The organism is Cryptosporangium sp. NPDC051539 (genome assembly GCF_044454545.1).
Classification (GTDB): Bacteria; Actinomycetota; Actinomycetes; order Mycobacteriales; family Cryptosporangiaceae; genus Cryptosporangium.
Genome location: NZ_JBITDV010000002.1, coordinates 788,722 through 801,812 on the forward strand (window position 1 = coordinate 788,722; position 13,091 = coordinate 801,812).

Here is a 13,091-nt window from a genome sequence, read left to right on the forward strand (position 1 = left end):
CCCATCATCGACCGCGGTGGCCTGAAGGAACGCTGAGCGACACGTCCTCCGGCGTCCTCCGGATGGAGGACCCCCGGCTCCACCCGCCGGCGACCGGCTGACGCATGCCCGCCGGTCCGGAAAACCCCGAAGCTCAGTGCATGCCAGCAATCACCGCACGCAGCGTCCGCAAGAGCTACTCCGGCCGGACCGTCGTCGACGACATCGACCTCGACGTCGAGGAGGGCGAGATCTTCGCCTTGCTCGGCCCGAACGGCGCAGGCAAGACCACCACCGTCGAGATGCTCACCGGCGTGCGCCACCGCGACGCCGGCGAGATCACCGTCCTCGGCCTCGACCCCGACCGCGACGGCGAGGAACTCGCCCACCTGGTCGGCGTCCAGCTGCAGGACTCGCAGCTGCCCGACAAGCTCCGGGTGGACGAGGCGATCCGGCTGTTCTCGTCCTTCTACCGCGACCCGCTCGACGGCGACACGCTCCTCGAGCGCCTGCACCTGGCCGAGCACCGCCGGCGGCCGTTCGCGAAGCTGTCGGGCGGCCAGAAGCAGCGTCTCGCGATCGCGCTCGCGCTGGTCGGACGCCCCCGGGTGGCGGTGCTCGACGAGCTGACCACCGGCCTCGACCCGAAAGCCCGCCGGGAGACCTGGGGCCTGATCTCCGGCCTGCGCGACGACGGCGTCACGGTCGTCCTCGTCACGCACTTCATGGAGGAGGCCGAGTTCCTCGCCGACCGGCTCGCGCTGTTCGAGAACGGCCGGATCGTCGCCGTCGACACCCCGGCCGGCCTGATCGCCGAGCGCACCGCCGGGCGTCAGGAGATCCGGTTCCGCCTCGACGGGGACGCGGCCGGTGAGCTCGAGAACCTGCGCCGGCTGCCCGGCGTCCAGACCGTCGCGCTGCAGGGTCCGACGGTCGTCATCACCGGCACCGGCGACGTCGTGCTCGCCGTCACCGCCCACATCGCCCGCGCCGGGCTGACCGCCCGCGACCTGCGCATCCACCAAGCCACCCTCGACGACGCCGTGCTGACCTCCGGGAGCGACCTGTGACCACCGCCCTTGCCCCGACGAAGAACAACGCGCCGCTCAAGACCCTCTTCGCGACGGAGACGCGGCTCTTCTTCCGCGAACCCGCGACCCTGATCTGGGGATTCGCGCTACCGGTCAGCGCGTTCGTCATCCTCGCGGTCGTCCCCGGCACCAGCCGGCCCACCGACGACCTGGGCGGCCTGAGCTACGCGCAGGTCTATCTCGGCATCATCGCGCTGATCTCGCTGGCGATGGTCGGGTCGATGAGCCTTCCCCAGGTGCTCGGCACCTACCGCGAACGGGGCATCCTGCGCCGGCTCTCGGTGACCCCGATGCGGCCCTGGCGGCTGCTGGCCACCCAGATCGGCATCCACCTGGCGATCAACCTGGGCACGGTTCTCACCCTCCTGCTGGTGGCGACGCTGACGTTCGACGGCGGGTTCCCCGGCAGCGTCCTGGGCTGGCTGGTCACGATGCTCCTGTCGTCGGCCGCGATGCTCGGGCTCGCGTCGCTGATCTCGGCGCTCGCACCGAGTGCGAAGATCGCGAACGCGATCGCCACCGGCCTGTTCTTCCCGCTGATGTTCTTCGCCGGCCTCTGGCTGCCGCAGCAGGTCATGCCGCACTGGCTGGCCACGGTCTCGCACTACACGCCGCTCGGTGCGGCGAGCCAGGCACTGACCTCGTCGGTCGCCGACCACTTCCCGCCGACTACGTCACTCGTCGTACTCGCCGCCTACGCCGTTGTCTTCATCGGCGCAGCCGTTCGCACGTTCCGCTGGGCCTGAGTACCTCGCCATGATGAGTACGACCGGAAAGGAGGCGGCTGTGCACCCCATGCCGAGGGACCTGGTGTCGGAGGCGAACCTCCGGCGCTGGATGCCGCTGACGCTGCTGGCCGCCTCCTTCGTGGTCTCGATGACCGACACGGTCCTGAGCCACCGCGGCACCGAGCGCATCCCGATCCTGATCGCGCTCACGCTGCTCGCCGCGGTGTGGACGTGGTTCTGCCATCCGTCGGTGCGCAACGTCCCGGTCCTCTACCTGGCGGTCCGGCTGGTGCTCACCGCGGTGCTGGTCGGCCTGAATCCCTGGTACGGCATCTACACCTGGTACGGGTACGTCGAAGCACCGAACTACCTGCCCCAGCGGCTGGTCTACCCGGCCCTCGGTGGTGTCGCGCTGATCGCGTCGGCCAGCTACATCGGCGGCTTCCCGACGTCCCCGGTGCTGGTCGTCGTCTGGCTCCTGCTGACCGCCGGGAGTTTCGCGCTGGTCCGGTTCATCAACGGCGTCGTGGAGAAGGCCCGCGAGCAGGAGGTCGAGCGAGACCGGATGCTGGCCGAACTGACCGTGACGAACCAGCGGCTCGAGGAGACGCTGGCCGAGAACCGCGGGCTGCAGAGTCAGCTGCTCACCGGGGCACGCGAGGCCGGGGCGCTCGACGAGCGGGCCCGCCTGGCCGGCGAGATCCACGACACGCTCGCCCAGGCCCTGACCGGCATCATCCGCCAGCTCGAGGCCGCCGATCGCACCGGCGAGCTCGCCGGCGCCACGCGTCCGCACGTCGATCAGGCCGCGCAACTCGCGCGGGAGGGTCTCTCCGAGGCCCGCCGGTCCCTCAGTGCGCTGCGGCCCGGGCAGCTGGAGGGCTCTACGCTGCCGACGGCGATCAAGGGTGTCGCGGCCGGCGCCGACCTGCCGGTCGACGTCGACGTGACCGGAGGAGTGCGGGTGCTCCCGACCGACCAGGAGGTGGTCCTGCTGCGGGTCGTGCAGGAGGCGCTGACCAACGTGACGAAACACGCGGCGGCCACTCGCGTCGGCGTCACGCTGACGTATCTGGAAGACGCGGTGATGCTCGACGTCCGCGACGACGGCGTCGGCTTCGACCCGGATTCGGTGGGCATGCGGGCCGACGGCACCGGGATGGGCCTGGCCGCGATGCGCGACCGGCTGGCCCGCGTCGACGGCACGCTGATCGTCGAGAGCACGCCCGGCGAAGGCACCGCGCTGGTGGCCACGCTGCCGTGCGGTGCTCCGGTGCCGACGTCATGATCCGGCTGCTCCTGGTCGACGACCACCCCGTCGTCCGCGACGGCTTGCGCGGGATGTTCGACAGCGTCGGCGACATCGAGGTCGTCGGCGAGGCGTCCGACGGCGAGCAGGCGGTCAGCCGCGCCGTCGCCGAGCAGCCCGACGTCGTGGTGATGGACCTGCGGATGCCCGGCACCGGCGGCGTAGAGGCCATCCGTGAGCTCCGTCGCCGCGGCGTCGCCGCGCGCGTCCTGGTGCTGACGACGTTCGACGCGGACGCCGACGTGCTGGACGCGGTGGCCGCGGGTGCCACCGGCTACCTCCTCAAGGACGCGCCCGGCGACGAACTGGTGCGTGCCGTGCGCAGCGCCTACAAGGGCGACGCGGTGCTCTCCCCGGCGGTGGCGAGCCGGCTGATGAGCCGGGCCGCCACCCCGCCGGCCGCGGCGAACCCGGGCCTGAGCAAGCGCGAGCTCGAGGTGCTGCGGCTGGTCGCCGCCGGGGCCACCAACCGCGAGGCGGCCCGGACGCTGTTCATCTCCGAGACGACGGTCAAGACCCACCTGCTGCACCTGTTCGAGAAGCTCGGCGTCCGCGACCGGGCGTCAGCCGTGGACGCCGCCCACCGCGCCGGCCTCCTCTAGCGCGCCGCCCAGCCCGGCGCGCTGGGCAGCGTCCTAGGCACAGCTCGGCCGGTGCGGGTGCCGGTGCGGTGGCCGGTGCCGGTGCGGGTCCGGGTGCCGGTGCCGGTGCGGGGCCGGGGGAGGGGTCGGCTCTGGTCACGGCCCCCGGCCTTTGGCGCTGGTCACGGCCCCGGTCCCGCTCCGGACCTCGCCCCGTCTCCGCTCCGAGCCCCGGCCGCGCTCCGGCCCCCGCCCCGATCCTCGGCCCCAGCCCCGAACCTGGCCCTGGCCCTGGCCCTGGACTCCGGCTCTGGTCACGGCCCCCGCTCCCGCTCCGGACCTCGCCCGGCCCCCGCTCCGAGCCTCCGGCCGCGTTCCGGTCCCGCCCTCGCCCCGAGCCTCGGCCTCAGCCGCGCTCCGGCCCCGACCCTCGGCCTCAGCCCAGCTCCCGAACCCGACCCCGGCCCAGGCCCCGGTCACGGCCCCCGGCTCTGGTCACGGCCCCGCTCCCAGCCGCAGCTCCGGACCGAGCCCCAGTCCCCAGCCCAGCCCGGCCCGGCCCGGCTGCCCCAGTGAGGCTGCCCCAGTGAGGCCGTCCCAGTGAGGCCGCCTCAGGCCAGCCCCGGGCCTCAGCCCAGCCCAGCCCAGGGCCCGGGCCCGGGCCCGGGCCCGGGCCCAGCTCGGCCCGGGCCCAGTTCGGCCCCGGGCCTCAGCCCAGCCCCGGGCCTCAGCCCAGCCCAGCCCAGGGCCCGAGCCCGGGCCCAGCTCGGCCCGGGCCCAGCTCGGCCCGCTCCCAGCTCGGCCCGGCCCGAGCCCCGCCCCGGGCCGGCCCGGCCCGGCCCGGCCCGGCCCAGCCCCGAGCCCTCCGGCTCCGGGAGCTGGGTCCGGGGTCCGGGAGCTGGGTCCGGGCAGGGGTGCGTGAGCTGGTGCGGGGAGCGGGCCCGGGGCCGAGGTCCGGCGTCCGGAGGAGCGGCTAGTACAGCAATGGCAGTTGGCCACGGCCCGATGCTCCGGTCCAGCGGAAATGGTTATCGATGGAGAGTTGCTGGTGCTATTGCGGGGGTGATGTTCCATCGATCTCGGCGTTCCCCTCGAATGGTTCTGCCCATGACCAGCCAAATCGCCCAGACTTGTTGCGGGAATCAGACGGGTCGTCCAGTCAACGAGACGGAGTCCAGATCACGGGACCCCGCCGTGCGACCCGGACGCCGGATCGGGCCAGTTCCGTGCCGAATGCCATTGCGGTACTAGCGCGGGTCCATGGACGGTCGGCGGTCGAACGCGAATCGACGGGAGATCGTCGCTTCGCCGGCCCGGGAGCCGACGACTTCCCGTCACTCTGGGACCTCGTCCGCTGTCGTGAGAGCGCCCGCCCCGCCGTGCACCGGCCTCGCGCTCGAACCGGTGGACATTCATGGACACCGCACATGCGAGGGCCGGGGAGCGGCGACAGCGGCGAGGCCGGTCAGGCGGCAGCGCGCGCTGACCGGGTCGCCGCCCGGACGGTGTCCGCATCGGCGGCGGCGCCCGAGACCCTGGTCAACAGGGCCACGAAGCTCGGTACCGGCAGCCCTGCGGCCCTGCGGCCCGTCGGCGTTAGTTGATCCGCCGGTCGTGGCCCGACCAGGCCTTGTCGCGCAGCACGTACTTCTGCACCTTGCCGGTGGACGTCTTCGGCAGCTCGCCGAACGTCACCGACTTCGGGGCCTTGAAGCGGGCCAGCCGCTCCCGGACGTGCGCGATGATCTCGTCCGCGGTCGCCGACGCGCCCTCGTGCAGGGTCACGTAGGCCGCGGGCACCTCGCCCCACCGCGGGTCCGGCACCGCGATCACGGCGGCCTCCCGCACCGCGGGGTGGTCCATGATCGCCTGCTCCACCTCGACCGACGCGATGTTCTCGCCGCCGGAGATGATCACGTCCTTCGTGCGATCCCGCAGCTCCACGTACCCGTCCGGGTGGAGGACCCCGAGGTCACCGGTCCGGAACCACCCGTCGGGCGCCGCCGCGAGGGTCGCCTCGGGGTCGTCCAGATACCCCAGCATCACGTTGTTGCCCCGCAGCGCGATCTGCCCGGTCGTCGTCCCGTCGGCGGGGACGTCGGTGCCGGAATCGGACACCACCCGTACCGCGCACGAGACCATGTTCCCCACGCCTTGGCGCGCCTTGAGCGTCGCCTGCGCGTCGGCGTCCAGAGCAGACCATTCCGGACGCCAGTCGCAGATCATCGCCGGACCGTAGGTCTCGGTGAGGCCGTAGAGATGGGTGACGTCGAAGCCGAGTTCACCCATCCGGCGCAGGATCGCCGGCGACGGCGGCGCGCCACCGACCGCGACCCGCACCGTGTGCCGCTCCGGCAGCGGACCGGCTCCGGCCGCGTAGGCGATCATCGACAGCACGGTCGGCGCGCCGTTGAGATGGGTGACCGACTCCGACCGGATCAACCGCCAGACCTCGGCCGGCTCCAGCTTCGGCAGGCACACGTGCGTGGCCGCGGCCGCGGTCACCGCCCACGGGAAGCACCAGCCGTTGCAGTGGAACATCGGCAGCGTCCACAGGTGCACCGCGCTCGGCGACAGCCCGGTGTGCCCGACCATCGACACCGACTGCAGGTACGCGCCGCGATGGGAGTACATCACGCCCTTCGGGCGCCCGGTGGTGCCGGAGGTGTAGTTGATCGAGAGCAGGGCCTGCTCGTCGTCCGGCGTGCGGTGCAACGGCGCCGCCCGCGCCAGCAACCCTTCGTACTCACCGCCCAGGCGGACGCGACGCGGCGGCGCGCCCGACCCGGCGAGGACCGTGTCGACGAGCCCGTCGAACTGCGGGTGGTGGATCAGCACCGCGGCTTTCGAGTGTTCGAGGATGTAGCCGACCTCGCTCGCCGACAGCCGGGTGTTGATCGCGACCAGCGGCGAGCCCGCCCACGGAACTCCGAAGTTCGCCTCGAGCAACTCGTGCACGTTCGGGGCGAGCACCGCCACCGGGCGGCCGTCCGCGAGCGGCGCGAGTGCACCGGCCAGCCGGGTGCAGCGTTCGTGCAGCTGGGCGTAGGTCCAGCGGTGCTCGCCGTCGACCACGCCGATCCGGTCGCCGTGCGCGGCGGCGGCCCGATCGAGGTAGGAGGTGGGGGTCAGCGGCTCGTACGACAAGGAAGCGGCCACGCTGCCCAGCCTTCCCGCCGGCACCCGCCTCCGCAACGGGGGAACGGAGTTCACGGCGGGTGGTGCCGTCGTGTTGGCGACAACTCCATTGCGCACTGTGGATAGACGCGGCAGTAGTACCGGTCATGGCACGGACGCCTGGAGAGTCGTATATCTACGATCAGCAGTGGGAACAGGAGCGCGCCAGACTTGCCGGTCTCGCGGCGATTTTCGACGCCACCACGATCCGCCACCTCACGGCCGCCGGCGTGGCCGAGGGCCGGCACTGCTGGGAGGTGGGCGCGGGTACCGGCTCGATCGCGAGCTGGCTCGCGTCCGCCGTCGGTCCCGGCGGCCGGGTACTCGCCACCGACCTCGACACCACGTTCCTGCAGGGTCTCGACACGGCTCCGGTCGAGGTCAGACGTCACGACGTGACCGTCGACCCGATCGAGGAGAGAGCGTTCGACCTGGTGCACGTCCGAGCGGTCGTGATGCACGTGACCGACCGCGCGCAGGTCGTGAAGCGGCTGGCGCGTGCGCTGCGACCCGGTGGCGTGCTGGTGATCGAGGACGCCGTGTTCGGCGGCCCGTCGACGCACCTCTGGGAGAGAGTCACCTCGCCGCCGGCCGCGAGCGGTCCACTGAACCGGGTCATGGATGCGGTGGCCGGTGGCTTCCGGGCGATCGGGGCCGACCCGGAGTACGGCTACGACCTGCCCGCGGACGTGTGGGCGGCGGGCCTCACCGACGTGGAAGCCGAGGTCACGCACCGGTTGCTGCACGGCGGGAGCCCGGAGTCCGCGTTCTACGAATTGTCGCTCCGTCAGCTCGGGGGCCGCCTGATCGAGGCGGGCCTGCTCACCCAGGACGACGCGGAGGCGGTCACCGCGGTGGCGACCGATCCGGGTGCGCACTGGTTGTCGGTCGGTCTGGTCAGCGTCACCGGGAGGACACCGTGAACTTGCCCCCGCAAGCTCTCTACGCCGCCGGACAGGCCGGGCTCGGACGTCCCGGCACGGTGTTCCGGTCGCGGCGGCGATACCCGGTGAAGACGGCGGCGTTCGTCGTCGCCGGTGGCTGCGTGGCCGCGATCGTCCTGGCGCTGGCCGGGGTGCCGTTCGTCGGGCTCGTGGTGCTGATCCTCGCGCTCGCCTCGCTGAGCCTCTGGTTCCTGCTGGCCCCGGCCTCGGGTAACCGCTGGTTGGCGGCGCACGAGAACGGCTTCGTCGACGTCTTCGAGCCGCCGGCCGGTGCACCGGTCGTGCAGACCGTCCGGTGGAACGAGGTGACCGCGGTCGAGCTGGGGCGCTATCCCGCCGACGCGTTCAACCTGATGCTGCAGCCGCCGCGCGTGCTGCCGCTGGCCGGGCTGGCTCCGCGCGGGCGGCTGATCGACACGGTCGAGCGCCACTTACCGGGTTCGATCGACCCGGCCGCCCGGTCGAGCTGGTCGCGGCACCACCAGCAGAACCTCGGCGCCGCGGGCGGGCTCGGCGCGCTGGTGCTGGTGTCGCTGTTCCTGCTCGTGCTGTTGCCGAGCGCCGGCGAGGCCGAATCCGCGTCGGTCGCCGGGTCGTTCGCTCCGCAGGGCTCGCCCCGCGCCTACTCGACGATCGTCGACTCGCCGCTCCCGCCGGTCTACACCGAGCCGTCCCCGACGCCGTCGTACCCCCTCGACGACGGCACCACGTCCGGTATTCCGGCGTCGACGTACGACTACGCCAAAGTCTGCACCGGTTCGGTGTTCCCGGACGCACCGGCGTTCACCGGGCCGCCGCGGCACCACGTGCACATCGACGTCAAAGCGGCCGGCCACCAGGCGGAGTACTACCTCGGTGACCTCAGCGCGTGGGAGTCGGACACCCCCAGCGAGATCCAGCTCGTCGCCTGCGTCAAATACACGCTGGGTAGCGTGATCACGAGCTGCGCGTACCGCGGCGACAAGGGTCCGGTGCTGACGCAGACCCTGCGCAACGCGACGTACGAGGTGACCGTCCGGGCCTCGCGGACCGGCAAGCTCGTGGGCCACAGCATGTTCCGCGGCAACGTCCGGACCTGCGAGAGCACGATCATCACGTTCCGCGGGAAGGCGGATGCGATCCAGATCGCCCGGCCGAGCCTGGCCCAGCTGCGCAGTTCGATCGGCCGGTACGTCACTGGTTAGGTATCCCTGTCCTACCTTCCACTATAGGTAGGCTAACCTAACCCCCGTGAAAGCCCGGGTGCTCGGCCGACAGCTGACGATCTTCGCGTCCGCGGCGGCGGCTCTCGTCGGTGTCGTCGTGCTGAGCCTCATGGTGGGGCGCCAGTCGATCTCGCCCGAGGCCGCCGTCCGCGCGCTGCTGCCGGATGCCCACGGAGACGCCGCCGACATCGTGCGCGGGCTCCGGCTCGAGCGCACGGTCGTCGCGGTGGTCGTCGGCCTCGCGCTCGGCGCCGCCGGTGCGCTCATGCAGGCGCTGACGCGCAACCCGCTGGCGGACCCCGGCCTGCTGGGCGTCAACGCGGGCGCGGCTGCGGCGGTCGTCACCGGGTTCAGCTTCTTCGGTATCTCGAGCGGGTTCCCGCAGGTGTGGCTCGCGCTCCTGGGCGCCGCGTTCGGGTCGGTCGTCGTCTACCTGCTCGGGGGCGGGGGACGGGCGGCGACCACGCCGGCCCGGCTCGCGCTCGCGGGCGCCGCGCTCACCGCGGTGCTGTTCGCGTACATGAACGCGCTGGCCATGCGCGACCAGAACACGTTCGACGAGATGCGGTTCTGGGTGGTCGGGTCCGTCGTCAACCGTGGGTACGACGGACTGCTCGCCGCGTTACCGTTCATCGCGGTCGGCGCCCTGGCGGCGCTGGTCGTCACGCCCGCGCTCAACGCGCTGGCGCTGGGTGACGACACGTCCCGGGCGCTCGGGCTCGGGATCGGCCGGGTGCGGGCCGCGACCGGGGTCGCGATCACGTTGCTGTGCGGCGGCGCGACCGCGGTGGCCGGCCCGATCGTGTTCGTCGGGCTGACCGTGCCGCACGTGGCGAGATGGCTGGTCGGGCCGGATCAGCGGCGCGCGGTGCCACTCTCGATGCTGCTCGCGGCGCTGTTCCTGGTGCTGTGCGACACGCTCGGGCGGATCGTGTCGGGCGGCGCGGAGATCGAGGCCGGCCTGGTCGCGTCGATCCTCGGCGATCCGCTGTTCATCGCGCTCGTCCGCCGCCGGATGCTGGCCGCCGCATGACCGCCCGCTCCGCGGCCGCGGTGGGCGGTGATGCGGTGGGCCCGGTGGGCCCGGTGGGCTCGGTTGCGGTGCTCGCGGCGGGCGGGTACTCGGTGCGGCTGCACCGGCGGTCGCTGGCGGTGTGCGCGGCGCTCGCGCTCGCGCTGGTGGCAGCAGTCCTCGTCTCGCTCTCGGCCGGGGTCAACTCGTTCCCGGTGTCCCGGGTCCTCGCGACGATCGCCGGCCACGGCACCCCGGTCGAGCAGCTGATCCTCGGCGAACTGCGCCTGCCCCGCGCGCTCACCGCGGCCCTCGTCGGCGCGGCGCTCGGCATCTCCGGCGGGATCTTCCAGTCGCTCACCCGCAACCCGCTCGGCAGCCCCGACGTCGTCGGCTTCACCCAGGGCGCCACGACCGGGGCGCTGGTCGTGCTGCTGCTCCTGCAGGGCGGAGGGATCGGCACCTCCGCCGGTGCGGTGGCCGGCGGTGTGGTCACGGCGGCGCTGGTGTTCGGGCTCTCCGCGCACCGCGGCGTCGCTCCGTTGCGCCTGGTGCTCGTCGGCCTCGGCGCGGCGCTGCTGCTGAACTCGATCAACTCGCTGCTCATCGTCCGTTCGCAGCTGTACGACGCCCAGAGCGCCTCGGTGTGGATCGTCGGCAACCTGGCCGGTCGCGAATGGACCGAGGTGCGGCTGATGAGCGGCGTCCTCGTCGTCGGCCTGGTGCTGTGCGCGGTGCTGGCGCGGCCGCTGAGCCTGAGCGAGTTCTCCGACGAGCGCTCGACGAGCCTCGGCCTGCACGTCGGGCGCGCCCGCATCGGAGCGGTCGCCGTCGGCGTGCTGCTCGCGTCGGCCGCCGTGTCGGTGGGCGGTCCGATCCAGTTCGTCGCGCTCCCGGCGCCCCAGATCGCCCGTCGCCTCACCCGGGCGGCCGGGCCGAATCTGGTGGCCTCCGGCCTGGTCGGCGGCGTGCTGCTGGTGCTGGCCGACTTCGCCGCCCGGGAAGCGTTCCAGCCCCGGCAACTGCCGGTCGGCGTCGTCACGGGGGTCGTCGGTGGGCTCTATCTGGCCTGGCTGCTCAGCCGCGAACGAAAGAGGGGCCGCGCATGACCCGGTTGCACGCCGACGGCGTCGCGCTCGGCTACGACGGCCGTCCGATCGTCCGCAATCTCACGCTCAGCGTTCCGGACGGGTCGTTCACCGCGATCGTCGGCGCGAACGGCAGCGGGAAATCGACGCTCCTGCGCGGGCTCGCCCGGCTGCTCAAGCCGGGGAGCGGATCGATCGTGCTCGACGGCAAGGCGATCGGCGGGTACTCGTCGAAGGAGGTCGCCCGGCGCCTCGGGCTGCTCCCGCAGTCCCAGACCGCACCGGACGCGATCAGCGTCTTCGATCTGGTGGCCCGCGGCCGGTACCCGCACCAGTCGCTGCTGCGTCAGTGGTCCCCGGCCGACCAGGCCGCGGTGGACTCCGCGCTCGCACTCACCGACACCGCCGAGCTCGCGCCCCGGCTCTTCGACGAGCTCTCCGGCGGCCAGCGCCAGCGGGTCTGGCTGGCCCTCGCGCTGGCCCAGGAAACCGACATCCTGCTGCTCGACGAACCGACCACCTACCTCGACATCGCGCACCAGATCGACGTCCTCGACCTCTGCGCGCGCCTGCGCCGCGAGCGCGGATCGACGCTGGTGGCGGTGTTGCACGACCTGAACCTCGCCGCCCGCTACGCCACGCATCTGGTGGCGATGAAGGACGGCGCGATCGTGGCCGAAGGCCGGCCCGGAGAGGTCCTCACCCCCGACCTCATCGAGGACGTCTTCGGCCTTCCGTGCCGGGTCATCGACGACCCGGAATCCGGCACACCGCTCGTGATCCCGCGAGTGACCTCGCACCTCGCCGTGGGAAAGGAATCCCCGTGAAACTCCGTGTTGCCGGTGTCACGATCGCCGTCGCCGCGTCGCTCGTCCTCGCCGCCTGCGGCGGCTCGGATGCCGGGACGTCGTCGTCCGCCGGCTCCGCGCCGGCCGGGCCGTTCGAGTTCGAGGACGCCCGCACGGGCCACCAGGCCGTCTCGATCGGGACCGCCCCGAAAACGGTGGTCGCGCAGAGCAGCGTCGCGGCCGCGCTCTGGGACGCGGGCTACCAGGTCGCCGGTGCCTACGGCGAGCTGGCGCCGGGCGCCGACGGCAGGCTCAGCTTCCAGGCGGGCTCCGTCGACCTGAAGAAGATCCAGGTCATCGGCAAGACGTACGGCGAGTTCGACACCGAGAAGTACGCGTTGATGAACCCGAACCTGCTGATCGACTACACGTTCGACGACAAGGCGCTCTGGTACGTGCCCCAGGCCCAGGCCGATCGCGTCGAGAAGCTGGCACCGACCCTCGCGGTGCCGGGCAACTACCGGACCACCGACGAGGCCATCCAGACGTTCGTCGACCTGGCCGGCAAGCTCGGCGCCGACACCGGAAGCGACGCGCTCAAGACCGCGAAAGCCGACTACGACGCCGCGCTGAAGCAGATCAGCGAGGTCGCGAAGTCCTCCGGCCTCAAGGTCGCGATGATGTCGCCCGGCAAGGACGCCCTGTACGCGGCCAAGCCCACGAAGCTGCCCGAGGGCACGACCCTCAAGAACCAGGGGCTCGACCTGATGGAGCCGACCGGGAAGTCGAAGGACACCGACGTCTTCGCCCAGCAGAGCTGGGAGGAGGCACCCACGTATCAGGACGCCGACGTGATCCTGGTCGACGCCCGCACCTACGAGGGCTCGAAAGCCGACCTGGCGAAGATCGCGACCTGGGCGAACCTGCCCGCGGTGAAGGCCGGTCAGGTCTACCCGTGGTACGCGGCGGCACCGTACTCCTACCGGTCGTACGCGAAGATCTACGCCGAGCTGGCCGCCGACCTCACGAAGGCCTCGAAGCTCTGAGCACCCATCCGCTCGGCGAATCCGGGTACGCCGAGGTCGACGGCCGCCGCCTGCACCTGCGCCGAGCCGGTGCGGGCGAGACGACCGTCGTCTTCGAAGCCGGCCTCGGCCTGTCGGGGGTGTGCTGGGGGCTGGTCGCTCCC

11 protein-coding genes are annotated in these 13,091 nt (G+C 72.4%); 10 read left to right on the forward strand and 1 reads right to left on the reverse strand.

The features are described from left to right. Positions 1-140: 140 nt before the first annotated feature. Genes ACIBZJ_RS09660 through ACIBZJ_RS09675 form a run of 4 tightly spaced genes read left to right on the forward strand, consistent with a single transcriptional unit; the run spans position 141 to position 3,709 of the window. A complete protein-coding gene (locus ACIBZJ_RS09660; protein ID WP_395927475.1) occupies positions 141-1,049 on the forward strand; it encodes an ABC transporter ATP-binding protein in 909 nt (302 codons plus the stop codon). After that, a complete protein-coding gene (locus ACIBZJ_RS09665) occupies positions 1,046-1,816 on the forward strand; it encodes an ABC transporter permease (RefSeq protein ID WP_395927477.1) in 771 nt (256 codons plus the stop codon). The genes ACIBZJ_RS09660 and ACIBZJ_RS09665 overlap by 4 nt, the downstream gene beginning before the upstream one ends. Positions 1,817-1,865: 49 nt before the next feature. Beyond that, the gene (locus ACIBZJ_RS09670) at positions 1,866-3,086 is read left to right on the forward strand and encodes a sensor histidine kinase (protein ID WP_395927775.1); all 1,221 of its coding nucleotides are present in this window, start codon (positions 1,866-1,868) and stop codon (positions 3,084-3,086) included. Continuing rightward, positions 3,083-3,709 (forward strand): response regulator, encoded by a 627-nt coding sequence (locus ACIBZJ_RS09675; RefSeq protein ID WP_395927479.1) that lies wholly within the window; start codon positions 3,083-3,085, stop codon positions 3,707-3,709. Before ACIBZJ_RS09670 ends, ACIBZJ_RS09675 begins: the two co-directional genes overlap by 4 nt. A gap of 1,575 nt (positions 3,710-5,284) precedes the next feature. Here the strand turns inward: ACIBZJ_RS09675 and ACIBZJ_RS09680 are convergent. Then, on the reverse strand, positions 5,285-6,847 hold the full coding sequence (locus tag ACIBZJ_RS09680) for an AMP-binding protein (protein ID WP_395927481.1): 1,563 nt from the start codon (positions 6,845-6,847) through the stop codon (positions 5,285-5,287). Positions 6,848-6,972: 125 nt separating this feature from the next. Here ACIBZJ_RS09680 and ACIBZJ_RS09685 point away from each other — a divergent pair, with 125 nt between their 5' ends. From ACIBZJ_RS09685 to ACIBZJ_RS09710, 6 genes are read left to right on the forward strand one after another with little or no spacing between them, the layout of a single operon-like run. After that, on the forward strand, positions 6,973-7,788 hold the full coding sequence (locus ACIBZJ_RS09685; protein WP_395927483.1) for a class I SAM-dependent methyltransferase: 816 nt from the start codon (positions 6,973-6,975) through the stop codon (positions 7,786-7,788). Further along, positions 7,785-8,993 (forward strand): hypothetical protein, encoded by a 1,209-nt coding sequence (locus tag ACIBZJ_RS09690; RefSeq protein WP_395927485.1) that lies wholly within the window; start codon positions 7,785-7,787, stop codon positions 8,991-8,993. Before ACIBZJ_RS09685 ends, ACIBZJ_RS09690 begins: the two co-directional genes overlap by 4 nt. Before the next feature lie 46 nt (positions 8,994-9,039). Beyond that, on the forward strand, positions 9,040-10,047 hold the full coding sequence (locus tag ACIBZJ_RS09695) for a FecCD family ABC transporter permease (RefSeq protein WP_395927487.1): 1,008 nt from the start codon (positions 9,040-9,042) through the stop codon (positions 10,045-10,047). Beyond that, positions 10,044-11,135: a FecCD family ABC transporter permease gene (locus tag ACIBZJ_RS09700; RefSeq protein ID WP_395927489.1), complete on the forward strand. Its 1,092-nt coding sequence runs from the start codon at positions 10,044-10,046 to the stop codon at positions 11,133-11,135. The genes ACIBZJ_RS09695 and ACIBZJ_RS09700 overlap by 4 nt, the downstream gene beginning before the upstream one ends. Beyond that, positions 11,132-11,941: an ABC transporter ATP-binding protein gene (locus ACIBZJ_RS09705; RefSeq protein ID WP_395927491.1), complete on the forward strand. Its 810-nt coding sequence runs from the start codon at positions 11,132-11,134 to the stop codon at positions 11,939-11,941. Before ACIBZJ_RS09700 ends, ACIBZJ_RS09705 begins: the two co-directional genes overlap by 4 nt. Next, positions 11,938-12,948 carry an ABC transporter substrate-binding protein gene (locus ACIBZJ_RS09710; protein ID WP_395927493.1) on the forward strand — a complete coding sequence of 337 codons (1,011 nt, stop codon included), beginning with the start codon at positions 11,938-11,940 and terminating at the stop codon, positions 12,946-12,948. Before ACIBZJ_RS09705 ends, ACIBZJ_RS09710 begins: the two co-directional genes overlap by 4 nt. The last annotated feature ends 143 nt before the right edge of the window (positions 12,949-13,091 follow it).

Bases quoted from the DNA above. Each gene is read 5' to 3' on its own strand.
- ACIBZJ_RS09700 (WP_395927489.1), top strand. From the start codon at position 10,044: ATGACCGCCCGCTCCGCGGCCGCGGTGGGCGGTGATGCGGTGGGCCCG.
- ACIBZJ_RS09675 (WP_395927479.1), top strand. From the start codon at position 3,083: ATGATCCGGCTGCTCCTGGTCGACGACCACCCCGTCGTCCGCGACGGC.
- ACIBZJ_RS09705 (WP_395927491.1), top strand. From the start codon at position 11,132: ATGACCCGGTTGCACGCCGACGGCGTCGCGCTCGGCTACGACGGCCGT.
- ACIBZJ_RS09660 (WP_395927475.1), top strand. From the start codon at position 141: ATGCCAGCAATCACCGCACGCAGCGTCCGCAAGAGCTACTCCGGCCGG.
- ACIBZJ_RS09670 (WP_395927775.1), top strand. From the start codon at position 1,866: ATGCCGAGGGACCTGGTGTCGGAGGCGAACCTCCGGCGCTGGATGCCG.
- ACIBZJ_RS09685 (WP_395927483.1), top strand. From the start codon at position 6,973: ATGGCACGGACGCCTGGAGAGTCGTATATCTACGATCAGCAGTGGGAA.